The sequence below is a fragment of the Cohnella cellulosilytica genome (genome assembly GCF_042431195.1).
Classification (GTDB): domain Bacteria; phylum Bacillota; class Bacilli; order Paenibacillales; family Paenibacillaceae; genus Cohnella; species Cohnella cellulosilytica.
The window spans coordinates 152219-177064 of sequence record NZ_JBHMDN010000028.1 but is presented as its reverse complement, the minus strand read 5'-3'; the positions used below and the strand labels follow the sequence as shown (position 1 = coordinate 177064).

Genomic DNA, 24846 nt, shown 5'->3' with positions numbered 1-24846 from the left:
CAGCAAGCACGTCAAAAAACGCCTCCTGTCCCACATGAACTCGCAAAATTACCGAGTGGGAGAGAAGGCGTTGTGTTTAGCCACAGTTAATCGACGGCTTCTCCCAGACCGCTAAAAGCGGGCAGTTGCCCGAATTGGCCAACGTAACGGCCTCCAAGACCGCTAAAAGCGGGCAGTTGCCCGAATTGGCCAGCGTAACGGCCTCCCGGACCGCTAAAAGCGGGCAGCTGCCCGAAAGTGCCAGCGTAACGGCCTCCCGGACCGCTAAAAGCGGGCAGCTGCCCGAAAGTGCCAGCGTAACGGCCTCCCAGACCGCTAAAAGCGTGCAGTTGCCCGAATTGGCCAACGTAACGGCCTCCCAGACCGCTAAAAGCGTGCAGTTGCCCGAAAGTGCCAGCGTAACGGCCTCCCAGACCGCTAAAAGCGGGCAGCTGCCCGAATGTGCCAACGTAACGGCCTCCCGGACCGCTAAAAGCGGGCAGCTGCCCGAAAGTGCCAGCGTAACGGCCTCCCAGACCGCTAAAAGCGTGCATCTGCCCGAATATGCCTGCCGGGCTGTAATGAGGGGAGAGTAGGTGGGGCGGTCATCGTTTCTTTACGGCTGCGCGAGGTCAGATCATGTAATCGCAGTAAGGAGACCGCTGCAGATCGAACGTGTCGGAGCGAAGGCCCCTGCGCATCGTTTCGAGCGCGAGCACGTCATGGAACGAAACGTTGCCGAGATTGACCTGAGGGCCGACCGCCCTGAGCAGGACGACCTGCTGTTCTTTAAGCGGCGCTTCCCAAAGAATCCGTTCCTGATTCGGCAGCGCGTTCCGGATGAAGAGCAGATCCTCTTCGCGGCAGCTCCCCTTCTCGTCGAACAGGCCGACATCGATGCCGGATTCCCGCGCTTCCACCGTGACCAGATCCGCGCCGCAGGCCAGATCCCGTTCCAAGGTGGAGGAGAAGTCGGCGAAGTCGATGCGCGAGCCGGGCTGCTTTTTGCCGTACTCGGTGAACACCTGCAGGCCCAGGCTTTTCGCGTCCCGGATCAGCTCGTCGCGCAGTCCGCGTTCGAGCCGAATCGTGCCGTCCGATACCTCGATGCCCGTGAAACGAAGCGCCAGCGCCTGGCGGAGAAAACCCGGCACGACATCGAGACGGACCGCGGCCTCCAGCAGAGTGCCTCCCGGGATGACGGCGATGCCGTGCTCGGCGGCCAGTTCGATTTTCCGCCGGAGCAGAGGCGTTGGGTACAGGGGGGAGGTGCCGAAGCCCAGCTTGACGATATCGATATATTCCCCGGACAAATTCAGCAAATCCTCGAAAGCGTTCAGTCCGAGGCCTTTGTCCAGCACCATCGTGCGGCCCGCCTTACGGGGCTTGGCGGCTCTTCTCCCGCTGGGATCGGTCAGCACAACGGGCCACTCCGATTGCATGGTTGTGTTTCGCATGCTCAACTCTCCTCGTTCGCAGCAAAGGTGGATAATACTCGAACAATATATGCATTCGCCCAGAGGATGGTGCTTCTCTCTTATTCTCGCAATTTTTACGCCCGATTCGCGGCTGCGCGCAAAATCAAGAGACAAGTTGCGGGGCGGGCCGGCATAGAGATAATAGCATGACTCGGCAACCGTTAAGGAGGAATGTCCCGTGGACAAGGCCGCATTCAGCATGGCGATGCTGAGAATGCTGTCCGGCAGTCTCGAATTGATCGCCGCGCTCGTCATGCTTCGGCTCAACGACGTTCAGAAGGCGCTGGCGGTCAACTCGATGCTCGCGCTGGTCGGACCGCTCATTCTCATCTCTACGACGACGATCGGCTTGGTCGGCTTGGCGGACAAGCTGTCGCCTTCCAAATTCGTCTGGATTCTCGCAGGGGTCGGCTGCTTGTTAATAGGAATATTAAGAAAATGAGACTTTCCCGGAGGGCGGGCCAAGCAGGCATAATCCCAATGTCCAAGCATACATATGAACAAGCAATAATCTACTACCGGCGGAGAGGGGGAGTCGTCTTGCCGCAACCGGTCATGGAGCTGTTTCCCGCTTCCTTGCGCGCGGTGCTGGAGCGAATGCCCGAAGCGGCGAAGCAATCGCTGGAAGAGATTCGCATTCGCGAGAATCGGCCGCTGGAAGTCGGATTCGGCAGCCTTTATTCGTTCATTCGAGAGGACGGGTCGTTGACCGAGCAAGGCCGGGAAGCTTATTATCCCGGGCGCGACCAGTGCCGGGCGCTGCTGGAGCGCATCACGAACCATTCCATTTATGCGGCGGAGGAAGAGCTTCGCAGGGGGTACGTAACGGTAGCCGGAGGCCATCGCATCGGACTGGCCGGACGGGCCGTGCTGGAGGCGGGCGCCGTCTCCCATCTGAAGGACATCGCGGGCTTTAACGTCCGAATCGCGCGGGCTCATCCCGGATTCGGCAGCCGGGTGCTGCCCGGACTGCTGGATTTTCGGGCCAAAACGATTCGCCATACGCTGGTCGTCTCCCCGCCGCAGCAGGGCAAGACGACGTTGATCCGGGATCTGGCCCGCTGCATCAGCTCGGGAAGCTGGCACCATCCGTCGGCGCGAGGGTGGGGAAGCCGGAAAGTGGGCATCGTGGACGAACGCTCGGAAATCGCCGCCAGCGAGCGCGGGGTGCCGACCTTCGATCTGGGGCCGCGCTGCGACGTGCTCGACGCGTGTCCGAAAGCGGAAGGGATGATGATGATGCTTCGCTCGATGTCTCCGGAAGTGCTCGTCGTGGACGAGATCGGCAGACAGGAGGACGCCGAGGCGGTGCGGGAAGCGATTCATGCGGGCGTGCGGGTGCTGGCGACCGCCCATGCCGCCGATATGTCCGACGTGCTGGCGAGGCCGGTCCTCGGCAAGCTGGCCGCGGAGGGCGCATTCGGCGCTTACGTGTTCCTGAACAAGTCGGGCGGCAGCGTGGCGCATCGGATCGTCGCCGCGGAGGAGGCGGCGCGCGAGAGCGAACGCAGCGGCCCTCGGGCGGCGATGCCCAGAGACGCGCCCGCGGAGCCGGCCGCTTGGCGGGACGGGGGCCCGCCGGCGGGCGAAGCGGCCAGAGTCACGGTGAAATCCCGTCCGATGCCGGTCATTCGTTCGCCCAGCGGCGGTCTGAAGGAGGGGAGCGGCGATGCTTAAATTCATCGGCGTGCTGCTCGTCCTGTTCGCGGGAACGATGATCGGGCTGGTGCAATCGGCTCGTTACGCCGCGAGGCCGCGGCAAATCCGCGAGCTGCTCCACGCTTTCCAGCGTCTGGAGACGGAGATCGGCTACGGCCGGACCCCGCTGCCCGAAGCGCTGGGCGCAATCGCCGCCGCCGTTCCGAAGCCGCTGTCGACCCTCTTCGCCAGCATTGCCGACTCTCTCGCCGGCGAGCGGGCAAAATCCGGGGAAACGGTGCGGGAATGCTGGGAGAAGGCGATTCGCGAGTGCTGGCCGTCGACGGCGATGAAGCAGCCGGAGAAGGAAGCGGCGCTCAGACTGGGAGCGATTCTTGGCGGCAGCGGCCGGGAGGACCAGCTCAAGCATCTGAAGCTGGCGTTCCACCAGCTGCAGGCGGAGGAGGCGGCGGCCCGCGAGGAGCAGCAGAAATACGAGAAGCTGAGCCGGAGCCTGGGCATGCTGGGGGCGGCGCTGGTCGTGATTTTGATGCTCTAGACGTTGTTGGACGGGAACGGGCGATTACGCCTTGGCGCATTCGTTGCACAATTTAGGAGGCCATAGCGATGAACATCGATATCAGCACCATTTTTCAGATCGCCGGCATCGGCATTATCGTGGCGATGATTCACACGGTGTTGAAGCAGATGGGCAAGGAAGATATGGCGCACTGGGTTACGCTGATCGGCTTCGTAGTCGTGCTGTTCATGGTCGTCCGGATGCTAAATGACTTGTTCCAGGAAATCAAGACGATTTTCCTGTTCCAGTAGGTGGGGCGGATGGATATTCTTCAGATCGTCGGAATCGGGTTTCTGGCCACGGTGCTCATTCTCGTTATCCGCGAGCAAAAGCCGATGTTCGCTTATCTGCTGGCGGCGTTCGTCGGAGTCGGCATTTTCCTGGCTTTTGTAGGCAAGATCGGCGACGTCATTTCCGTGCTGGAGGAGCTGGCGGACCGGTCGGGCATTCCGTCGGTGTATCTGAAGACGATGCTGAAAATTATCGGGATCGCCTACATCGCCGAGTTCGGCGCCCAGATCGTCCGGGATGCGGGGCTGGAAAGCATGGCGTCGAAGATCGAGTTTGCCGGAAAAATGCTCATTCTCGTCATGGCGGTGCCCATCATCAGCGTCATCGTCGAAACGGTGCTGAATCTGCTGCCCGCTTGACGGACGCGAAGATGGGAGGAGAGACGGAATGCGGCGAACCGGACCCGGATTCAAGTGGATACTGCCGCTGCTGGCGCTCGCCGCCCTTCTGTTCGCGGGAGCTTCGACCGCGCTGGCCAGCTCGGGCTCCGCGCCCGCTTCGGACGGAACCCGGCCAACGGGGGAAGAGCCGGGCCAGCTGCCGGAGGATCTGGCGCTCAGGCAGAGCGAGGAGCTTGAACTGGGGAGCATTCAGCAATATTGGAACAACCTGAAGACGGAATACGGCGGTTATTTTCCCGAAGGCAAGCTGCCGGAGCTGCGCGAGCTGATGTTCCCTCAGGGGGAGAGCTGGAATATCGGGCAAGTGCTGTCGGGACTGGCGAAGTTTTTCCTGCACGAGGTTCTGTACAGCGGAAAGCTGCTCGTGACGATCGTTCTGCTGACCGTGTTCACGATGCTGCTGGAGACGATGCAGAGCGCGTTCGAGCGGGGCACGGTCAGCAAAGTCGCTTACGGCATCGCCTATCTGATCGTGATCATCCTTGCTGTGAACAGCTTCCGTACGGCGACCGCGTACGCGGCCGAGGCGATCGGCAACATGGTGCAGTTCATGCTCGCGATGGTGCCGCTGCTGCTCACGCTGCTGGCGGGCACGGGAGGCGTAACGTCGGTCGCGGTGCTGCATCCGCTGATCGTGTTCATGATCCATACAATCGGGACGCTCGTGCATCTGGTCGTCTTCCCGCTGCTGTTCTTCTCGGCGGTGCTGCATCTCGTCAGCGCGATTACCGATAGGTACAAGGCGACGCAGCTGGCCAATCTGCTGCGCAACGCGGGCGTCGGTCTGCTCGGCGTCCTGCTGACCGTCTTCCTGGGCGTGCTGTCGGTGCAGGGGGCGACGGGAGCGGTCGCGGACGGGGTGGCGCTCCGCACGGCCAAGTTCGTCACCGGCAACTTCGTCCCCGTCGTCGGCAAGATGTTCTCGGACGCGACCGACGCCGTCATGTCGGCGAGCCTGCTCGTCAAGAACGCCGTCGGACTGGCGGGGGTCATCGTCCTGATCTTCCTGTGCGCCTTCCCCGCCCTGAAAATTTTGACGCTTGCGCTGATCTATAACCTGGCGGGGGCGATCATGCAGCCGCTGGGGGATACGCCGATCGTGCAGTGCCTGCAGACGATCGGCAAGACGCTGATCTACGTCTTCGCCGCTCTGGCCTCGGTCGGGCTGATGTTTTTCCTGGCGGTGACGATCATTCTGACGGCGGGCAATGCCGCCCTTATGATCCGATGAACGGGAGGCGATCCGCCGGATGGACATCATGAACGCATTGTCGGGCTGGCTGCGGCAGGTGATCGCCGTCCTCCTGCTCGCTTCTCTCATCGATCTGCTGCTCCCCAACCGGACGATGCAGCGCTACGTCAGATTGGTCGCCGGACTGTTCATTCTGCTGACGATGGCGACGCCGATCATGCAATGGATCAAGGGGGATTTCGGAAGCCGGCTGGCGGAAGGGCTGCAGGCCGTCGAGCAAGCGCCGGCCGGAGCGGACCGGCAGCTCGCGATGATCGAGGAGGAAGGCGCCAGGCTGCGTGACAGCCGATTGGCCCAAGCGGCCGAGCTGACGGCGGCCAAGCTGGAAACCGAGATCCGCGGCGAGGTGGAGAAAGCGGGCGGTCATCCGGTCCGCCGGGTGAAAGTCGGTTTGGAGAAGGTGTCGGACGGCTCGCTCGCGGTCGCGAAAGTGACGATCGAGTTGGAGCCGGATGGCGCGGAAGCGGCCGGCTCAAGGAGCGGCGGGGAGACGGACGACGGACCGATCCGCGACGTGGCGGTGGAAGCGGTGGCGGACGTCGAGATCGAAGTCGAGGTCGGAGGGAAGCGGGCGACCGGGGATGAACGGACGGTCGCGGAAAGCGCAGCCGAAGAAGACGAGCGGCTCGACCGGGAAACCCGAAAGGGCATCGCCGCGCTCGTCGCGGACCGCTTCGGCATCGCTTCCTCCATCGTCGAAGTCAAGCTGCCGGGCGAGGCGCAAAACGCGCGCCAGGCACAGTAGGAGAGGTGTGATATGGCGAAATGGCTGGAGCGGCTCGAGTCCTACATCGGCGGAGGCTCCGGGGGACCCCGCCGGGTGAAGGCGTTCCGATGGCTCATATTGCTCGGCCTGATCGGCGCGGCCTTGCTGCTCGCGGCGTCCCTGCTCAACATGAAGCCGATCGATCCTTCCAAGGCTCCGGACTATTCTCCCCCGAGGGACGAAGACGTGCCGCAGCAGGAGACGTTCCTTGGCGGAGGAGACGACAAAGGCGTCTCGACGTTCGCCGACATCGAAGCGGAGTTCGAGAGCCGGCTCAAGGGGATGCTGGAAAAAATCGTCGGAGTCGGCACCGTCGATATTCTCGTCACGGTCGATTCCACGGAAGAGACGGTCGTGCAGCTGAACGAGAAGCAGATGCAGGCGATCACGGACGAGACGGACCGCAACGGCGCCAAACGGCACATTACCGACATCTCCAAGGACGGCCAGGTCGTGCTGTACGAAGTTTCGTCGGGCGTCCAGGCGCCGATCGTCGTCAAGAAGATCAAGCCGCGAATCCGCGGGGTGATGATCGTGGCCAAGGGCGCGGAGAACATCACCGTCAAGAAGCTGATCGCGGAAGCCGTGTCGGGCGGACTGGACGTGCCGATCCACCGCATCTCCGTCGTTCCCCGCAAAACGTGACGGATCTATAAAATTACGAAGATTCCGGGAGGAATGGAACAATGAACAACAAACGCCAAACGATCTGGCTCGTGTCGATGCTTAGCCTGATGGTCATTTTGTCCGCCTATTATTTGTTCAGCGAGGACGCCCCGTCGACGAACGACGCCGCCGGCGGCGCGAACCAGGTCATCGAGGACGCCGGCAAGGTGTCGGTAATCGACCCGGACGGCGTCACCGTGCAGCAGGTCGATCAGATGATGGACGAGGCGACGGGAGAAGAGACGGAAGCGACGGGCGCGGACGGCGGAATTTCGTCGGAGGACCAAGAGGTGCTGAAGGGAATCGCCAACGCGACGGGCAACGACCGTCTGGAGCAGATCGCTTACGAGCGGATGAACAAGGTCAGCGAGCGGGCGGAAGCGCTAAGCTCGGTGATCGGCAACACGAAAGCGACCCAGGAGGAAGCGACGGCCGCCGCCGAGGAGCTGGGCCGGCTGGAGGATCTGGACGCCCGGATTACAAGCCTGCAGGAAAAGCTGCTGCAGGACTTCGACAACGCCGTCGTGGACGAAGCCGAGTCCAAATTCAAGATCATCGTGCTCAGCGACAAGCTCGAGAAGAAGCAGGCGATCGAGATTATCGACATGGCGACGAAAGAGCTTAACGTAGGTCCCGACCGGGTCAGCGTCCAATACGTGGAATGATTCGGACGCCGGCGCGGCAAGGAAGGACAGCGGAGGCAGGGCTGCCTCGGAAGCGGATCTCCCGATCCGCCTCCGGGCAGCCTTCTTCGCGCTTGCGGGCCCGGGGGAAAACCCGCGGGAACGCAATGCTCTTTCCATTTCGAACGTTTATGGTATAATAATCCCGTTGCGGGTGCGAACGAGCCTCGTATTCGAATGTGCTTTCTTCAGACGGGGAATCCCGAATCAAGGAGTGACCGAAATGTTTAAGCTGAGCGAAATTAAAGAATTGATCAAATTGGTGGACCAAACGAGCGTGCACGAACTGGAAATCGAAAACGAAGGCGCGCGCCTGTCGATCCGCAAGCCGGGCCGCACCGAAGTTGTTAACGTGCAAGCGCCTTCCTTCCCTACTACATACCTGCCGCAAGCTCCGGTCGCGCATGCCGCGCCGACGGGGCACGCCGCGCCCGCCGAGGAGGCGAAAGCCGCTGCCGAGGCCGACACTTCCAACCTGCACCGAATCGTCTCCCCGATGGTCGGGACGTTCTATCGTTCCCCGTCCCCGGAGGCTCCGCCGTTCGTGAACATCGGAGACAAGGTTTCCGACAAGACGGTCGTATGCATTCTGGAAGCGATGAAGCTGATGAATCCTCTGGAAGCGGAAATCAAAGGAGAAATCGTGGACATTCTCGTGGAGAACGGACAGCTCGTCGAGTTCGGCCAACCGCTGTTCCTAGTAAAGCCGGAATAATCCCGAGGAGGACTTCGCTTTGAAATTCAACAAGATACTGATCGCCAATCGAGGCGAGATCGCGGTGAGAATCATCCGCGCATGCCGCGAGCTGGGCATTACGGCGGTAGCGGTCTATTCCGAAGCCGACAGGGAGTCGCTGCACGTTCGTCTGGCCGACGAAGCTTATTGCATCGGGCCGACCGCGTCCAAGGACAGCTACCTGAACCTGACGAACATTATGAGCGTCGCCACCTTGACCGATTGCGACGCCATTCATCCCGGCTACGGATTTCTTTCGGAAAACGCCGACTTCGCGGAGATCTGCGAATCGTGCAATATAACGTTCATCGGCCCGTCGTCGGATGCGATTAGCCGGATGGGGGACAAGTCGATCGCCAAGCAGACGATGAAGGACGCCGACGTGCCCGTCATTCCCGGCTCCGACGGCCTGCTGGAGGACCTCGACGACGCCGTTCGCGTCGCCCGCGAGATCGGCTATCCGGTCATCATCAAGGCGACGGCCGGAGGCGGCGGACGCGGCATCCGGATCGCGGACAACGAGGAGATGCTGATCCGGGAAATTACGACCGCGCGCCAGGAAGCCGAGAAGGCGTTCGGCAACGCCGGCGTCTATCTGGAGAAGTTCCTGACGGGCATGAAGCACGTCGAGATCCAGATTATCGCCGACAAGCACGGCAACGTGGCGCACCTGGGCGAGCGCGACTGCTCCGTGCAGCGCCGCCGCCAGAAGCTGGTCGAGGAAGCGCCGTGCGCGATCATGACGCCGGAGCTGCGCGAGCGCATGGGTCAAGCTTCCGTTCGCGCGGCGCGCGCCGTGAACTACTCCGGCGCCGGGACGATCGAATATTTGCTCGGGCCGGACGGCAGCTTCTACTTTATGGAGATGAATACCCGCATTCAGGTCGAGCATCCGGTGACGGAGATGATTACCGGGATCGACTTGATCAAGGAAATGATCGCCGTCGCCGAAGGCGAGCCGCTGTCCTTCAAGCAGGAGGACGTGAAGTTCGACGGATGGGCGATCGAATGCCGGATCAACGCGGAGGACCCGGAGCGCAATTTCATGCCATCCGCAGGCCGCGTCGGCTTCTACCTGCCACCGGGCGGTCCGGGCGTGCGGGTGGACAGCGGAGCTTATCCGCAGTACGTCATCTCGCCGCACTACGACTCGATGGTCGCCAAGCTGATCGTATGGGCGCCGACGCGCGAGGAAGCGATCGCCAGAGCGCGGCGGGCCTTGAGCGAATTTATCGTGGAAGGCGTCAAGACGACGATTCCGTTCCATCTGAAGCTGATGAACCATCCGATCTTCAACAAAGGCACGTTCGATATCAAGTTTCTCGAAGAGAACGATATCGGCCTCTGACGGGGGAATTTGCACGCGGATTTGGCACCGTACAAAAAAACGGGCCAAGCGTTTGTCATAATAATCCGGGAATGCTATATTTATAAGTAGTGAAGTCGGACGCTCGGACTTACGCGAATAGGTCCGGATATGGAGGTGGAACTGCGAATGGAAATGATAGCCCCGGATTTCGAGAAGACCGATCTCGGCACGATCGAGATCGCGCCGGAGGTCATCGAGGTGATCGCCGGTTTGGCCACCGTCGAAGTGGACGGCGTCGCCGGCATGAGCGGCGGCTTGTCGTCCGGCATTGCCGAATTGCTCGGACGCAAGAATCTGTCCAAAGGCGTGAAGGTGGAAGTCGGGTCGAGGGAGGCTGCCGTGGACGTATCCATTATCGTCCATTACGGCCACAAGATTCCTGAGATTTCGACCGAAATTCAACGCAACGTCAAACGTTCGATCGAATCGATGACGGGATTAAACGTGATTGAAGTCAACGTACATATTCATGACGTTCACTTCAAGACAAGCGAGAAACCCGAAGAAGAAGAATCCCATGCACGTGTCCGATAACGGCGCGGCCGCACCTGAATTCCGCGGCTTCGCAACAGCTTCGGTCTGCGGATGACGGCCCTCTGACGAGAGTTTCCTGCGGGATGACTCTCGCAGAGGCCTTTTCGCGATCATGGAGCGTATCATTCGATCTGGAAGCAGGGAGGGCTTATTCGTTGATTAAAGTATTGGACAGGCTGCTTCTGTTTGTGTATAGTTTGGCGATCGCCGTCGCGGCGATCGTAGCGATCGCGGTGGCCGGCGGCGGATTTTCCGAGGAATGGCTGAAAGAGGTCGTATCCGACTTTACGGGCGGCGTGCGCGTCGTGCAGATTTCGGTTATTGGAGTGTCGGTTCTGCTGCTGCTCCTCAGCGTTCGCTTCTGGTACGTCGCGCTTCGCAGAGACGGCAATTCCGCTCCTTCGATCAATCAGCGAACGGAGCACGGGGACATTCGCATTTCGGTGGAGACGGTCGAGAACCTCGCGTTGAAGGCCGCGTCGCGGACGCGGGGCGTCAAGGATTTGCGCGCGCGCGTCAGGGTATCGGAAGCCGGACTCGGCATTCTGATCCGGGCGTTCGTGGACGGAGAGGGCTCGATTCCGGCGATGTCGGAGGAAATGCAGCGCACGGTCGCGCAGCAGATCGAGGAAGCGACGGGCATCCCCGTGGCGGAAGTTTCCGTCTTTATCGCGAATGTGACGCAGGCGCCCGCTACCTTTAAGAGCCGCGTGGAATAGAAGGGGGGACCGCCTATGTGGAAAGCTTGGTTGGAAACCTACGGCGGCAGAATCGCAGGCATTGCGGCAGGTCTCTTGTTCGGCATTATTTATTTGATCAGCGGATTTTGGGATATGCTGTTTTGCGCTTTGCTCATTGGCATCGGTTATTGGATTGGCAAACAGAAGGACGAACGGCGCGGCCCGATCTTTCCGCTCGAGAGATTGACGGACTGGGTGTCTGACCGTTGGCCTTGGTCGCGATAATCCCTGCGAATGCACGGGATTTTTTGCGCGTTTACGGAAAAAATTATAGGTTGAATGCAGGGGAACATGGCTGAAACATTCGGGAGGACTCATGAAGCGCAGACTGGCAAGGGAAATCGCGGTACAGAGCCTGTACCAGATCGAAATGAACGGAGTGACCGGGCCCGAAGCCGTCGATACGGTAATGGACGAAGCCCGTCAGGACAATGAAATCGGCACCGACGTGACGGAGCTCGGCAGCATCGACGCCTTCACGAGAGAACTGGTGCAAGGCGTGCAGGACAAGCTGCAGATCATCGATCAGCGCTTGGTCGTCTATTTGACGGGCTGGCAGGTGGACAGGCTGTCGCGCGTCGATCGCCAAATTTTGCGCCTCGCCGTCTACGAGATGCTGTACAGGCAGGACGTGCCGCCTAAAGTCGTCATTAACGAAGCGATCGAGCTGGCCAAGCATTTCGGCCGCGACGAGAACGGCAAGTTCGTTAACGGGGTGCTGGGACGGATGATGAAAGAGAGAGAAGAGAACAAAGCCGAGGAGAGTGACCGGAAGTGAGCGCGCAACTGATCGAGGGCAAAAAAATTTCCGATTCGATTCGCGAGGAGATCAAGCTGGAGGCGGAACGTCTGAAGGCGGAGGGTACGGTTCCTGGGCTCGTCGTCATTCTGGTCGGCGAAGATCCGGCTTCGCAGGTGTATGTCCGCAATAAGGCGAAAGCCTGCGAACAGCTCGGTTATTATTCCGAGGTGGTGCGCTTGCCCGCCGAGACGAGCCAGCAGGAGCTGCTCGAATTGATCGGGCGCTACAATCGCGACGACAAAGTAAACGGCATTCTGGTGCAGCTTCCGCTGCCCAAGCATATCGAGGAGAAAGCCGTCATCGACGCGATCGCGGTGGAGAAGGACGTGGACGGCTTCCATCCGGAGAGCGTCGGCAATCTGATGATCGGCGACGACACGCTGCTGCCTTGCACGCCGGCCGGGGTCATCGAGCTGCTGAAGCGGACCGGCAACGATCCGGCCGGCAAGCATGCCGTCGTGATCGGCCGCAGCAACATCGTCGGCAAGCCGGTAGCGATGCTGCTGCTGCGCGAGCACGCGACGGTGACGATCTGCCATTCCCGGACGCCGAATCTGCCGGAGGTCGCCAGGCAAGCCGATATTCTGGTCGCGGCCGTAGGCGTGCCGAAGCTGGTGAAGAAGGAATGGGTCAAGCCGGGCGCGGTCGTGATCGACGTCGGCGTGAACCGTCTTCCGGACGGCAAGCTGTGCGGGGACGTCGACTTCGACGACGTGCTGGATACGGCCGGCTGGATTACGCCGGTGCCGGGCGGAGTAGGACCGATGACGATTACGATGCTGATGGCCAACACCTTGAAGGCGGCCAGGCGTTCGCGCGGTTAGGGCGATCGGGATGAGGGGAGATCCGGCGCGCGCGTTAACGATTCGCGATATTACCCGACTCATTAAGAGCAAGCTGGAAGGCGACGCCGGGCTGCAGGACGTCTGGCTGCGCGGCGAAATTTCGAATTTCACATTTCATTCCAGCGGCCATATGTATTTCACGCTGAAGGACGAGAACGCCCGGCTTAAATGCATTATGTTCGCATCCTATAATCAGAGGTTGCCTTTCTCGCCGAAGAACGGCATGAAGGTGCTGGCGCGGGGCGGCATATCGGTCTACGAACGCGACGGCCAGTATCAGTTTTACGCGACGGCGATGCAGCCCGACGGCATCGGCAGTCTGTACCTTGCGTTCGAGCAGCTCAAGCGCAAGCTGGAGGCGGAAGGGCTGTTCCATCCGGAAGCGAAGCGGGAGCTGCCTCGCTATCCGCACACAGTCGGCGTCATTACGTCGCCGACGGGAGCCGCCGTCCGGGATATTCTCATTACGCTGGAGCGCCGCAATCCGGGCGTGCACGTGCTGCTGTATCCCGTGGCCGTGCAGGGCACGGGCGCCGCTCCTTCCATCGTCAAGGCGATTCGGACGATGAACGAGCTGGGCGCGGCCGACGTGCTGATCGTCGGGCGGGGAGGCGGCTCGCTGGAGGAGCTGTGGGCCTTTAACGAGGAGGCCGTTGCCCGCGCGATTCGCGATTCCGCGATTCCGATCATCTCCGCCGTCGGCCACGAGACGGACTTTACGATCGCGGATTTCGCCGCCGACTTGCGGGCCGCGACGCCTACGGCCGCCGCCGAGATCGCGGTCCGGCACATCGGCGAGCTGAGGCAGGAGCTGGCCCATATGGAGCAGCGAATGGCCGGAGCGCTCAGAAGCGGGCTTGCAGCGGCGAGAGAGCGATGGCAGCATGCCGCCCGCTCGCCGTACTTCACGCAGCCGCGCCGCAGTCTGCTGGCCCAGGCCGAGCGGCTGGACCGGCTGAAGGAGGCGCTGCGCTACCGGATGGGGACGGAGCAGGGGCGCGCCCAGGAGCGCGCGGCCAGACTCGCGGGCAGGCTGCAGGCGGTTAACCCGCGCCAGCAGGTCGTGCATGCCCGCCAGCGGGTGACGGCTGCGGCGAAAGGGCTGGAGCTGGCGATGAACTCGATCGCGCGGGACAAGTCGAGCCGTTACGGTTCTCTGGTCCGGCAGCTCGACGCGCTCAGCCCGCTTAAGGTTATGGCTCGCGGGTACAGCTTGGCCTACGACGAAGGGGAGAAGAAGCTGATCCGGTCGATTAACGAGGTTCAGCCGGGCGATCTTATCCGTATCCGCGTGACGGACGGGAAGCTGGATTGCCAAATTTGGGGAATACATGGGGAGGAGCAAGCGAATGGCTAACAACGGAGCGGGGAAAGCCGAGGCGGCCGCGACCGGGGAGAGCGGGGCGGCGGAAATGTCGTTCGAGCTGGCCATGGAGAAGCTCGAGACGATTGTCGCCAAGCTGGAAAGCGGCGACGTTCCGCTGGAGACGGCGATCGAGCTGTTCCAGGAAGGCATGACGCTGTCGCGCCTGTGCGGACAGAAGCTGGAGCAGGTCGAGCGCCGCATCGAAATGCTGGTGGAAGGCGATTCCGGTCCGCAGCGCAAGCCGTTTACCGCGAGCAAAGAAGAATAAATTTCGGCGCGCCTGCATACATAGGTTTGGAGCAGAGGGGTTATGACGTGAAGACTTCGGTGGGATTGCATACATATTTGCAGGAGCGGCGCGAGCGGGTAGAGGCCGCGCTGGGCAACGTGTTTCCGGCGGATTGGCCGATTCCCGAACGGCTGCGCGAAGCGATGGATTATTCCTTGCTGGCCGGGGGGAAGAGGCTCCGGCCGATTCTGGCGCTGGCGGCCGCCGAAGCCGTATCGGGCAGGGAGGAGACGTCCTCCATGGCGCTTCCTTTCGCGTGCGCGGTGGAGATGATCCATACGTACTCGCTTATTCACGACGACCTGCCGGCGATGGACGACGACGACTATCGGCGGGGCCGGCTGACGAATCATAAAGTGTTCGGCGAAGCGATGGCGATTCTCGCCGGCGACGGGCTGCTTACGCACGCCTTCCATGTCGCTGCGGGAGCCGCGGAGGCCGGCGTCCCGCCCGAGCGGGTGCTTGCCGTCGTCCGGGACCTGTCCCGCTACGCGGGTCTTCCGGGCATGGTGGGGGGACAGGTGTCGGATATGCTCGGCGAACAGGGAATCACTTCGCTCGAGCAGCTGGAGCACATCCATCTGCACAAGACGAGCGATCTGATCGCCTTCTCGCTCCGGGCCGGCGGGCACGCCGCGGAGGCGGACGAACGGCAGCTCGACGGGCTGGGCCGCTTCGGCCGCAATGTCGGCCTGGCGTTCCAGATTCAGGACGACATTCTCGACCTGGTCGGCACCGAGGATAAGCTGGGCAAGCCGGTCAGGAGCGACGAGCGGCAGCAGAAGGTGACTTACCCGTATTTGCTCGGCCTGGACGAGAGCCGGGTGCGCGTCTCCGAGCTGACGCGGGAAGCGTCCGAAGCGCTGCTGCAGGCGGGGCTGGCCAAGCCGGACCGCCTGCTGGAGATCGCGGATTATTTGCTGAATCGGGACCATTGAAGTCGATTAAAGATTCGAACGAAGAGCCCCGAGCGGGACGAAAGGCGCGACTGTCGCCCTTCGAACCGGGCGGGGCTCGGTTGTTTTCGCGAACGTGCCGTTCGCGCAGGAATTGGGCATTGGTTCCGGGTTATGATATAATGGCTCTAACATTGATGTGGGGAAAGCGGGGAACATGACTTGCTGCTCGAGCATATCGACAGTCCGGATGACTTGAAGAAACTAGCGCTACCCGAGCTTCCTCAGCTGGCGGAAGAAATCCGGCATTTTCTCATTCGGAAGCTGAGCGCGACCGGTGGGCACCTGGCGCCGAACCTCGGCGTAGTTGAGCTGACGCTGGCGCTTCACTATCATTACAACAGCCCGCGCGACAAGTTTATTTTCGATGTCGGGCATCAGGCTTACGTCCACAAGATGCTGACGGGACGGCAGGGCCGCTTCGACACGCTGCGCCAGAAGGACGGGTTGTGCGGTTTCGTGAAACGCAACGAGAGCGAGCATGACGTCTGGGAAGCGGGCCACAGCAGCACTTCTCTGTCCGCGGCGATGGGGATGGCTTTGGCGCGCGATCTGAAGGGCGAATCGAACCGAGTCGTCGCGATTATCGGCGATGGTGCGCTCACGGGCGGGATGGCGCTGGAAGCGCTCAACCATATCGGGCACGAGAAGCGGAACCTGATGGTCGTACTTAACGATAACGAAATGTCCATCGCTCCCAATGTCGGGGCTATCCATAATTATTTGGGCAAGGTCAGAACCGAGAAGATCTACCGCAAAGCGAAAGACGAGCTCGACTGGCTGCTGCGCAAGGTGCCCGCCATCGGCGGCAAGCTGGCCCGCACGGCGGACCGCGTCAAGGACAGCCTGAAATATTTGATCGCGCCGGACGGCATGCTGTTCGAGGAATTCGGCTTGAAGTATTTCGGTCCCGTGGATGGCCACGACGTCAACAAGCTGCTCGAGGCGTTCAAGCAAGCGGACCAGATCGACGGCCCGGTGCTCGTGCACGTCTTGACGACGAAAGGAAAGGGCTATTCCCCGGCGGAGGCCGATTCGCACAAATGGCACGGCATATCGGGAGCGTACAAGATCGAATCCGGCCAGGTGATCAAGCCGGTCGGCTCTCCGATGTATACGGAGGTGTTCGGCAACGCGTTGATCGAGCTGGCGGAGCGCGATTCGCGCATCGTCGCCGTTACGCCCGCGATGCCCGGGGGCTCGGGCCTGCTGAAATTCGCCGAGAGGTTCCCGGATCGGATGTACGACGTCGGGATCGCGGAGCAGCATGCCGGAACGATGTCGGCGGCGCTGGCGATAGAAGGAATGAAGCCCGTTTTCGCCGTGTACTCGACGTTCCTGCAGCGCGCTTACGACCAGGTCGTTCACGATATTTGCCGCCAAAATCTGAACGTCGTCTTCGCGATCGACCGCGCCGGCTTCGTCGGAGCCGACGGAGAGACGCATCAGGGCGCCTACGACATCGCGTTTCTGAGGCATATTCCGAACATGGTCATCATGATGCCCAAGGACGAGAACGAGCTGAGAAATATGCTGCATACGGCGGTGCATTACGACCAAGGCCCGATCGCGGTCCGTTATCCGCGAATCGAGGGCGTCGGCGTCGCGTACGACGAGCAGATGTCTTCGATCGAGATCGGAACGTGGGAGACGGTGCGCGAAGGCGACTACGCCGCCGTGCTGGCGATCGGGCCGATGGTTCAGGTCGCCGAGGAAGCGGCCGATTTGCTCAAGCGGGAAGGTATTAACGTACGTGTCGTCAACGCCCGGTTCGTCAAGCCGCTCGACGGCCAGATGCTGCTGTCTCTGGCCAAGGAGAGGCTGCCGATCATGGTCGTGGAGGAGGGCGCCGTACATGGCGGCCTGGGCAGCGCGGTTCTGGAATTTTACGCGATGCAGGGCGTTCAGCCGGCTTCGGTTCATCTGGCGGGCATCCCGGACGTATTCGTGGAGCATGCGACCGTGAAGGAGCAGCGCGAGGAGGTCGGACTGACGGCCGAAAACCTCGCCCAGCGTCTGGCCTCGCTCTCCGTGCGCAAGCGGCAAAGGGCGACCTGATGGAGAAGACGCAGACGGCCAAGGAGCGGCTCGACCTGCTGCTTCTCGAGCAGGGATACTTCGAGAGCCGCGAGAAAGCGAAAGCCGCCATTATGGCGGGGCTTGTGCTTGTCGGAACGGAACGCGTGGACAAAGCGGGAACGAAGGTTCCGCGCGACGCGGCGATTACCGTCAAAGGCTCGGTGCATCCCTACGTGAGCCGCGGCGGGCTGAAGCTGGAGAAGGCGATCAAGCACTTCGGCCTGGACCTGCAAGGGGCGACGATGCTGGACATCGGCGCATCGACGGGGGGCTTTACGGACTGCGCGCTGCAGAACGGAGCCGAGCTGGTGTACGCGGTGGATGTCGGCTACAACCAGCTGGATTGGGCGCTGCGCCAGGACAAGAGGGTCAAGGTGCTGGAGCGGACCAATTTCCGTCATATGACGGCGGATCGGCTGGAAGGCCCGCAGCCGACTTTCGCGACGATTGACGTTTCCTTTATTTCGCTTAAGCTGATTTTGCCGGTGCTGGCCGAGATTCTCGAGGCCGGAGGGCGGACGATCGCCCTGATCAAGCCGCAGTTCGAAGCCGGACGGGAGCATGTCGGCAAATCGGGCGTCATTCGGGATCCCGCTGTTCACGCGCAAGTGCTAAGGGATGTTCTGGCCGCGGCCGCCGCGCTTGGGTTCGCGCTGCAGGGGCTGACCTTCTCTCCGATTACCGGAGGCGAAGGCAACATCGAATTTCTGGCTTATTGGCGGCTGGAGACCGGTATTCCGGCAGACTCGCCGGCTTCCCCGGCAGCGGCTCCTTCCTTCGCCGAGCTGATCGACGGCACGGTGGAGGAAGCCGGGCGCGCCTTCCGCCGAAGCCCATCATAAGGATTTGTCCGGAAGACCCGGAGCTGCCGAAGAACGGCCTGAGGAATCGATCCGGGCCGCGCGCATCTCCGGGTTTTTGCCTGAATCAAAGAGGAAAACCGACGTGTAATCTCGAAAACAATAACAACGGATACAACTTGTCCAGACAGCTCGGCTCTCCGTAACGGAACGTTCGGGAGGCGGTTATGGATAGCGTCGGAGATTGGCTCATTATGCTCATTGCGGCGGGCGTGATGGGGTGGTGGATCGTCAGAAGAGTGGACCGCTGGCTGCACGAGCCTCCGGACGCGCGTTTGCGCAGGCTGGCGGTCGCAGGGGGCGTCGAAGAGGACGAGCACGTAAGCTTGTTGAAGGAACAGGGATTCCATGTTCTGTCGGGGAAGCACCGCATTCCGCTCGGAGTGTCCGTAGACGACGGGCCGGTCATGCCGACCCGCCTCTATTTCGATTATTTGGCCGAGAAAGAAAATAAATACTATCTGGTGAAGCTCGAACGTCCGAGGCAGCCGATGGAATGGACGGCAAGCGGACTGCGCGAAAGACTGCTCGTCTATGCGCTGCTGTTCCCCGATTGCCACGGCATCGTCCTCGTGCTTCCGCAAGAGCGTCAAATTAAAACGGTACGATTCAAAGTGGAGGCTGGCGAGAAATGAAAGGTCAACGTCAACGCAAAATCCGCGAGTTGATCGGCATAAGGGAAGTCGAGACGCAAGAAGAACTCGTGGAAGCGCTGGGCCTGGAAGGCATGCAGGTGACCCAGGCGACCGTGTCGCGCGATATTAAGGAAATGCAGCTGATCAAAGTCCCGCTCGAGGACGGACGCTACAAATATTCGATGCCCCAGGAACAGCGCTACAATCCGGCCCAGAAGCTGAAACGGGCGCTGCTCGACCATTATTTGGGGGCGGATTCCGCCGAGAACCTTGTCGTTCTGAAATGCTTGCCGGGCACGGCGGGGACGATCGCGGCGCTGATCGACGGCATGGATTGGCCGGAAATCATCGGCACGATCGGAGGAGACGATACGACGCTGATCATTACGAAGACGAAGGACCATGGGGAAGACGTGCTGAAGCGAATCAACGATATCATGCAATAATCAGACTAGCGGGTCCAAGGGGGCTTACTATGCTTCGGGAGTTAACCATTCATAATCTGGCCGTCATCGAGAACGTATCCGTCGCTTTTCACGCCGGATTTCACGTTCTTACGGGAGAGACGGGCGCGGGAAAATCGATCGTGATCGACGCTTTGACTTTGGCGGCCGGAGGAAGGGGCTCCGCCGAAATGATTCGCCACGGCTGCGACAAGGCGGATATCGAAGCGGTATTCGATCTTCCGCCGGCCCATCCGGTATGGGAGACGCTTGAACGGTTAGGTATCGAGTCCGACAGGGACGAAACGCTGCTCATTCGCCGGGAGCTGCTGTCGCACGGCAAATCCTCGGCAAGGATTAACGGTCAGAGCGTCACGCTGACGATGCTGAAGGAAGTGGGCGAGCATCTGGTCAACATCCACGGCCAGCATGAGCATCAATCGCTGCTGAAGACGGAGAAGCATCTGGAATGGCTCGATCTGTTCGCGGGAGAAGACATCCGCGAGGAGAAGGCGGCGTATCGCCAGCTTCACCATCGGTACGTCGGGGTCAGCAGGGAACGGCGCGAGCTGGAGGACAAGTCCAGGCAGGGCATGCAGATGCTCGACTTGTACCGATTTCAGCTGGAGGAGATCGCCTCCGCCCGGTTAAAAGCGGGAGAGGATGAATCGCTTGCCGACGAGCGGAGCAAACTAGCCCATGCGGAGAAGCTTGCGGAAGCGGTCACGGAGGCTTACGACCTTCTATACGGCACGAAAGGGCTGGCAGCGCTGTCGCGCTCGCTGAGCCGTCTGCAGGACATCGTAAAGTTCGACTCCGCGTCGCTCCAGCCGTTGGTGGAGCAGCTTCAGAGCGCGTATTACAGCGCCGAGGACGCGTCTTTTCAGCTTCGCGATTATAAGGAGAACATCGAATTCAATCCCGAGCGCCTCGCGCAGATCGAGCAGCGACTGGACGTCCTGCACGGATTAAAGCGCAAGTACGGCGAGACGATTGAGGATATATTGGTTTATCAGGCCAAAATTCAAGCCGAAACGGAGCAGCTCGACAACCGCGAGGAGCTGCTCGAGAAGCTGACCGCGCAGGAGGCGCAGCTTAGAGAAGAGCTGCAGGAGCGGGCGAAGAAGCTGTCGGAGATCCGCAGAAGCGCCGCCAGGGTGCTGGCCCGGCAGATCGAGCAGGAGCTGGCCGAGCTGCAGATGGAACGCTCGGTGTTCGAGGTTAAGCTGGGCGCGGCGGAGCTGACAAGCACGGGAATCGATACCGCGGAGTTCATCTTGTCGACGAATCCCGGAGAACCGCCCAAGCCGCTGGCGAAAATCGCCTCCGGCGGGGAGATGTCGCGGGTGATGCTGGCGCTGAAGGCGATCTTCGCCCGCATCGACGAAATCCCCGTGCTCGTCTTCGACGAAGTGGACACCGGCGTCAGCGGCCGGGCGGCGCAGGCAATCGCCGAGAAGCTGAGCCTGCTGTCGCGCCATTGCCAGGTGTTCGCCATTACGCATCTGCCTCAGGTGGCGTGCATGGCCGACCATCAATACGAAATCCGCAAGCAGGTGAACGAGCGGTCCCGCACGCATACGTCGGTTCTGGAGCTGTCTCCGGAGCAGAGGATCGAGGAGCTTGCGCGGATGCTCGGCGGAGTGGAAGTAACGGAAAAAACCCGTCATCACGCACAAGAAATGCTTAGCTTGGCGGAGATCCGAAAAAACGCGTAACGACGCGAAAAATCAATCGGGTAGGAAGCTTTTTGAGAACATAAAAGGAGCAAGCCACGGTTACCTTATAGGTACGTTATCGGCGACATACAGAGAGCCGATCCAGACTGTAAGGGAGCGTGAGAACTTGTACCAGCAACACTCCAGGAAACGCCGCCGCATCGGTCTCGTTGTCGTTCTTATGCTGATTATTACCGTGTGCTCGACGCCTTTTCAGCATTTCGCGGAATTTCCGAATCGGGTCAGACTTTTTCAGGGACAGCCGGTATCGTTGCATTACGCGATTCCGGTGCATGCCCAAGTCAGCTTGAACCCGCAGGTGGCCGCCGTAAACGGCAGCCAGGACGCTTCGGTTCAAGTGGATCTCAGACAGCCTTTATCCATTCAACCGAAATCGAGCGGCGAAACTCATCTGCAGATGAAGCTGTTCGGCAAAATCCCGTTCAAGACCGTCCGTCTGCAGGTCATTCCCGATTTGCGGGTCATACCGGGGGGACAGACGATCGGCGTCAAGGTGAAATCCGCGGGCATTATGGTCGTCGGCCATCACTTGGTCACCACGAAGGACAATTCGAAAATGTCTCCGGGCGAAGCGGCCAAGCTCAGATTGGGCGACCTGATCGTGGAAATCAACGGGCATCCTTGCGACGATATTTCCAAGATCGCGGCTTATTCGGAAGAAGCGGGACGCAATGGCGAGCCGCTGAAGCTGTTAGTGCAGAGGGGCAAGGAGAGGTTCCGGACGTCGATTAACCCGGCGTACGACGAAGAGGACAAAGCCTGGCGTCTGGGGCTGTACATTCGGGATTCGGCGGCCGGCGTCGGAACGTTGACCTTCTATGCTCCGGATCAAGGCGTGTACGGCGCGCTCGGGCATGTTATAACGGACATGGATACGCAGACTCCGATTGTTGTCGGCAGCGGCGAAATTTTACAGTCGAGCGTCTCCTCGATCAACAAAAGCCAGAGCGGGGAGCCGGGCGAGAAGAGGGCGCATTTTCTAAAGGAAGGCCGTACGTTGGGCAGCGTGGAGCGCAACACTTCGTTCGGCATTTTCGGCAAGATGAGGCAGCTTCCCGAGCATTCCTACAATCCCGAACCGGTCTCGGTCGCCTTTGCGGAGGAAGTGAAGGAAGGACCCGCGCAGATCCTGACGGTCGTGGAGAAGCAGAAGGTCGAGAAATTCGATATCCAGATCGTCCATGTATCCAAGCAGTCCTCTCCCGCCACGAAAGGCATGGTCATTAAAATTACCGACCCGAAGCTGCTGGAGAGAACCGGAGGCATCGTGCAGGGAATGAGCGGCAGTCCGATCATTCAAAACGGCAAATTAGTCGGCGCGGTCACCCACGTGTTCGTCAACGATCCTTCGTCGGGCTATGGCTGCTTTATCGAATGGATGCTGCAGGACGCGGGAATTATGCTGAATCCGGAACAAACGATCTCTAAGGCGGTTTAACGCCTTAGATTTTGTTTATTCCGCGAAAACCGAACAATTGTCGAAAATGTAAGAAATGAATCGTGTTTTGACGTGTTGTGGCGTAAATGATTAATTATATTCGATTTTCAATAATAAATAAAGAAAAAATTTTTAATCGAGAAGGAATCCGCCAAGGGGATGTCGAAATCGGATTATCAGAGAAACGGTGAGCGTTTTTCGTCAATTTATTCTCGCATAAGAGAAAGGGAGGACCAGACATTGCCACGTATTGAAGTGTTCTTAGCAGACGACAACCGAGAATTTACAAACTTGTTATCAGAGTACATCCAAGAGCAGGATGATATGACGGTCATCGGTGTGGCGTACAACGGAGAAGAGGTCATCCGTCAGCTGGAAGAAACACGAAGAGTACCCGATGTCATGATCCTCGATATTATTATGCCGCACCTGGACGGATTGGGCGTTCTGGAGAAACTGCGGGATATGAATTTGTCGCCGATGCCCAAGATCATTATGCTTACCGCTTTCGGACAAGAGAACATCACGCAGCGTGCGGTTCAACTAGGCGCTTCTTATTACATACTTAAACCGTTCGATATGGATGTTCTGGCCAACCGCATTCGCCAGCTGGCCGGCAATTCCGCGACATCGTCGGTTACGACGTCGAGCATGCCGGGCGGAAGCTCCGGTCGTTCCAATGTCGTACAGATCGGCAAGCCGAAAAATCTCGACGCCAACATTACGAGCATTATCCATGAAATCGGCGTTCCGGCGCACATTAAAGGTTATCAGTATTTGCGCGAAGCGATCACGATGGTCTACAACAACATCGAAATCCTCGGCGCCATCACCAAGACGCTCTACCCGGCTATCGCGGAGAAGTTCAAGACGACGCCTAGCCGCGTCGAACGGGCCATCCGCCATGCGATCGAAGTCGCCTGGACGCGGGGCAACATCGATTCGATCAGCCATCTGTTCGGCTACACGATCAACATCGCGAAGTCGAAGCCGACGAATTCGGAGTTCATCGCGATGGTGGCCGACAAGCTGCGGATCGAGCATAAGGTGAGCTAAAAGACTTGAGGTAAACCATAAAGGGATTCCCTTATTGTAGGCGTTATCCAGCAGCTCTCGAATAAACACCGCCCCCATGCGACGGTCCCGAAACTGTCGACGGAGGGCGGTGTTTTTGTTGGCTTGCCGTTTAGGGCAGCAGCATCTTCACGATCTCGTCCATCTGCTGGCTGATGGCGAGCGGATCGTAGGGCCAGAAGATGTCGGTATCGAGCTTGTGGACCTTGCCGTTTTTGACGGCGGCGATGGATTGCCAGAGGCCGCCGGATTCATCGAAGGACGCGCCGTTGGAGACATCCAGGAAAATGTGGTCTCCGGCGTACTCCGGAATTTTCTCGAGGGAGATTTCCAGCAGATCCTTGTTCTTGTCGATGATCTGCTCCTGGATGATCGACGGGGCCCTTAAGCCGAGATACTTATATAGAGTCAGCCCGCCGCGGTAAATGCCGCTTCCGTAAATGTAGTAGGTTTTATCGAAGGCTCCGACCAAGGAGAAGGTTTCGTTCCCGTTAAGAATGGGACTTAGCTTTTCTTTGGTTTCCTCGGTTTTGCGGTCGAACTCGGCCAGAATTTGTTCGGCTTCGTCCTGCTTGCCGAGCAGCTCCCCGAACAATCGCGTATCCTCGTGGACGTCCCCGATTTTGTCGTACGGAATAACGACGGTCGGAGCGATTTTGCTGAATGGCTCGTACAACGTCGGTTCGACGGTGACGATCAGGTCCGGTTGCAGCGACAGAATTTTTTCGACGGATGCGTTGTCGATGAAGCCCGTATCCTCGATGCCGTCCGTTAACCCGGCGAGATGGGGATACTCGATCTCCCAGCTCGTGCTCCCGATCGGCTTCACGTCGAACATGAGAAAATAGGGGAGAAGCCCCTGAGCGATAATGCGCTGAGGGTGAGCAGGAATTTCCACGTCCCCCATGATGGTGCCGAACGTTCTTGTCGCTTCCCCGGCGGAATTGTCCGTATGGTCTGCCGGGCTCCCGGAAGAGGCCGGGCTCGAAGCCGGAGCTTCCGAAGCCGAGCTTGCGGACGGAGCCGCGCTCGTCGCAGATTCGGACTTGTCCGCTCCGCACGCGGACAACAACAGCATGGCGGCAATACATAGCGCCCATCCCAATCGATAGCGCTTGTCCAACTTAAATTTGAAATACATGGCTTGCGTACCCGCTCCTTTAATTGAGAATGATTCTCTTTATTAACTACCAACTCATTATAGCCA

General features: G+C 60.0%; 29 protein-coding genes. 27 read left to right on the top strand and 2 right to left on the bottom strand.

Features of this window, described 5'->3' with window-relative positions:
• Positions 1–134 precede the first annotated feature (134 nt).
• On the top strand, positions 135–575 hold the full coding sequence (locus ACFFT4_RS20575; protein ID WP_378050692.1) for a superantigen-like protein SSL4: 441 nt from the start codon (positions 135–137) through the stop codon (positions 573–575).
• Positions 576–611: 36 nt separating this feature from the next.
• Here the strand turns inward: ACFFT4_RS20575 and comA are convergent, their stop codons facing one another.
• Entirely contained in the window at positions 612–1436 is an 825-nt protein-coding gene (comA, locus tag ACFFT4_RS20570) for a phosphosulfolactate synthase (protein WP_378050691.1), read from the bottom strand.
• A 199-nt stretch (positions 1437–1635) separates the two neighbouring features.
• On the opposite strand from comA, the gene ACFFT4_RS20565 reads away from it, so the two are divergent.
• The 26 genes from ACFFT4_RS20565 (at position 1636) to spo0A (ending at position 23621) form a co-directional block, all read left to right on the top strand.
• Entirely contained in the window at positions 1636–1899 is a 264-nt protein-coding gene (locus ACFFT4_RS20565) for a YqhV family protein (protein ID WP_378050690.1), read from the top strand.
• Positions 1900–1997: 98 nt separating this feature from the next.
• Positions 1998–3134 (top strand): stage III sporulation protein AA, encoded by a 1137-nt coding sequence (gene spoIIIAA / locus ACFFT4_RS20560; RefSeq protein ID WP_378050689.1) that lies wholly within the window; start codon positions 1998–2000, stop codon positions 3132–3134.
• Positions 3127–3654: a stage III sporulation protein SpoIIIAB gene (gene spoIIIAB, locus ACFFT4_RS20555; protein ID WP_378050688.1), complete on the top strand. Its 528-nt coding sequence runs from the start codon at positions 3127–3129 to the stop codon at positions 3652–3654. Before spoIIIAA ends, spoIIIAB begins: the two co-directional genes overlap by 8 nt.
• Positions 3655–3722: 68 nt before the next feature.
• The gene (gene spoIIIAC, locus ACFFT4_RS20550; RefSeq protein ID WP_094050916.1) at positions 3723–3926 is read left to right on the top strand and encodes a stage III sporulation protein AC; all 204 of its coding nucleotides are present in this window, start codon (positions 3723–3725) and stop codon (positions 3924–3926) included.
• Between the two features lie 9 nt (positions 3927–3935).
• Positions 3936–4325, top strand: coding sequence for a stage III sporulation protein AD (gene spoIIIAD / locus ACFFT4_RS20545; protein ID WP_378050687.1), 390 nt, complete (start codon positions 3936–3938; stop codon positions 4323–4325).
• A 28-nt stretch (positions 4326–4353) separates the two neighbouring features.
• Positions 4354–5598 (top strand): stage III sporulation protein AE, encoded by a 1245-nt coding sequence (gene spoIIIAE, locus ACFFT4_RS20540; protein WP_378050686.1) that lies wholly within the window; start codon positions 4354–4356, stop codon positions 5596–5598.
• A gap of 19 nt (positions 5599–5617) precedes the next feature.
• A complete protein-coding gene (gene spoIIIAF / locus ACFFT4_RS20535) occupies positions 5618–6364 on the top strand; it encodes a stage III sporulation protein AF (protein ID WP_378050685.1) in 747 nt (248 codons plus the stop codon).
• A gap of 12 nt (positions 6365–6376) precedes the next feature.
• Positions 6377–7030: a stage III sporulation protein AG gene (gene spoIIIAG / locus ACFFT4_RS20530; RefSeq protein ID WP_378050684.1), complete on the top strand. Its 654-nt coding sequence runs from the start codon at positions 6377–6379 to the stop codon at positions 7028–7030.
• 41 nt (positions 7031–7071) lie between these two features.
• Entirely contained in the window at positions 7072–7716 is a 645-nt protein-coding gene (locus ACFFT4_RS20525; protein WP_378050683.1) for a SpoIIIAH-like family protein, read from the top strand.
• 241 nt (positions 7717–7957) lie between these two features.
• On the top strand, positions 7958–8449 hold the full coding sequence (gene accB / locus ACFFT4_RS20520; RefSeq protein WP_378050682.1) for an acetyl-CoA carboxylase biotin carboxyl carrier protein: 492 nt from the start codon (positions 7958–7960) through the stop codon (positions 8447–8449).
• A 19-nt stretch (positions 8450–8468) separates the two neighbouring features.
• The gene (accC, locus tag ACFFT4_RS20515) at positions 8469–9818 is read left to right on the top strand and encodes an acetyl-CoA carboxylase biotin carboxylase subunit (protein WP_378050681.1); all 1350 of its coding nucleotides are present in this window, start codon (positions 8469–8471) and stop codon (positions 9816–9818) included.
• 147 nt (positions 9819–9965) lie between these two features.
• Complete coding sequence (locus ACFFT4_RS20510; protein WP_378050680.1) at positions 9966–10373, top strand: Asp23/Gls24 family envelope stress response protein; 408 nt, start codon at positions 9966–9968, stop codon at positions 10371–10373.
• A 155-nt stretch (positions 10374–10528) separates the two neighbouring features.
• Positions 10529–11092: an alkaline shock response membrane anchor protein AmaP gene (gene amaP / locus ACFFT4_RS20505; RefSeq protein ID WP_378050679.1), complete on the top strand. Its 564-nt coding sequence runs from the start codon at positions 10529–10531 to the stop codon at positions 11090–11092.
• A 15-nt stretch (positions 11093–11107) separates the two neighbouring features.
• Positions 11108–11338 (top strand): DUF2273 domain-containing protein, encoded by a 231-nt coding sequence (locus ACFFT4_RS20500; protein ID WP_094050926.1) that lies wholly within the window; start codon positions 11108–11110, stop codon positions 11336–11338.
• 91 nt (positions 11339–11429) lie between these two features.
• On the top strand, positions 11430–11891 hold the full coding sequence (nusB, locus tag ACFFT4_RS20495) for a transcription antitermination factor NusB (RefSeq protein WP_378050678.1): 462 nt from the start codon (positions 11430–11432) through the stop codon (positions 11889–11891).
• Positions 11888–12739, top strand: coding sequence for a bifunctional methylenetetrahydrofolate dehydrogenase/methenyltetrahydrofolate cyclohydrolase FolD (gene folD / locus ACFFT4_RS20490; RefSeq protein ID WP_378050677.1), 852 nt, complete (start codon positions 11888–11890; stop codon positions 12737–12739). The genes nusB and folD overlap by 4 nt, the downstream gene beginning before the upstream one ends.
• A 10-nt stretch (positions 12740–12749) precedes the next feature.
• Positions 12750–14117 (top strand): exodeoxyribonuclease VII large subunit, encoded by a 1368-nt coding sequence (gene xseA, locus ACFFT4_RS20485; protein ID WP_378050676.1) that lies wholly within the window; start codon positions 12750–12752, stop codon positions 14115–14117.
• The gene (gene xseB / locus ACFFT4_RS20480; RefSeq protein WP_378050675.1) at positions 14110–14394 is read left to right on the top strand and encodes an exodeoxyribonuclease VII small subunit; all 285 of its coding nucleotides are present in this window, start codon (positions 14110–14112) and stop codon (positions 14392–14394) included. The genes xseA and xseB overlap by 8 nt, the downstream gene beginning before the upstream one ends.
• Positions 14395–14441: 47 nt before the next feature.
• On the top strand, positions 14442–15353 hold the full coding sequence (locus ACFFT4_RS20475) for a polyprenyl synthetase family protein (RefSeq protein ID WP_378050674.1): 912 nt from the start codon (positions 14442–14444) through the stop codon (positions 15351–15353).
• 180 nt (positions 15354–15533) lie between these two features.
• Positions 15534–17429, top strand: coding sequence for a 1-deoxy-D-xylulose-5-phosphate synthase (gene dxs, locus ACFFT4_RS20470; RefSeq protein ID WP_378050673.1), 1896 nt, complete (start codon positions 15534–15536; stop codon positions 17427–17429).
• On the top strand, positions 17429–18292 hold the full coding sequence (locus ACFFT4_RS20465; protein ID WP_378050672.1) for a TlyA family RNA methyltransferase: 864 nt from the start codon (positions 17429–17431) through the stop codon (positions 18290–18292). Before dxs ends, ACFFT4_RS20465 begins: the two co-directional genes overlap by 1 nt.
• Positions 18293–18477: 185 nt before the next feature.
• Positions 18478–18945 carry a hypothetical protein gene (locus ACFFT4_RS20460; RefSeq protein ID WP_378050671.1) on the top strand — a complete coding sequence of 156 codons (468 nt, stop codon included), beginning with the start codon at positions 18478–18480 and terminating at the stop codon, positions 18943–18945.
• Positions 18942–19391, top strand: a complete 450-nt coding sequence (gene ahrC / locus ACFFT4_RS20455) for a transcriptional regulator AhrC/ArgR (protein WP_378050670.1) — start codon at positions 18942–18944, stop codon at positions 19389–19391. The genes ACFFT4_RS20460 and ahrC overlap by 4 nt, the downstream gene beginning before the upstream one ends.
• Before the next feature lie 29 nt (positions 19392–19420).
• A complete protein-coding gene (gene recN / locus ACFFT4_RS20450) occupies positions 19421–21106 on the top strand; it encodes a DNA repair protein RecN (protein ID WP_378050669.1) in 1686 nt (561 codons plus the stop codon).
• A 127-nt stretch (positions 21107–21233) separates the two neighbouring features.
• Positions 21234–22565 carry a SpoIVB peptidase gene (spoIVB, locus tag ACFFT4_RS20445; protein WP_378050668.1) on the top strand — a complete coding sequence of 444 codons (1332 nt, stop codon included), beginning with the start codon at positions 21234–21236 and terminating at the stop codon, positions 22563–22565.
• Positions 22566–22805: 240 nt separating this feature from the next.
• Entirely contained in the window at positions 22806–23621 is an 816-nt protein-coding gene (gene spo0A / locus ACFFT4_RS20440; RefSeq protein ID WP_378050667.1) for a sporulation transcription factor Spo0A, read from the top strand.
• Positions 23622–23751: 130 nt separating this feature from the next.
• Here the strand turns inward: spo0A and ACFFT4_RS20435 are convergent, their stop codons facing one another.
• Positions 23752–24780, bottom strand: a complete 1029-nt coding sequence (locus ACFFT4_RS20435; RefSeq protein ID WP_378050666.1) for an iron-hydroxamate ABC transporter substrate-binding protein — start codon at positions 24778–24780, stop codon at positions 23752–23754.
• Positions 24781–24846: the final 66 nt, after the last annotated feature.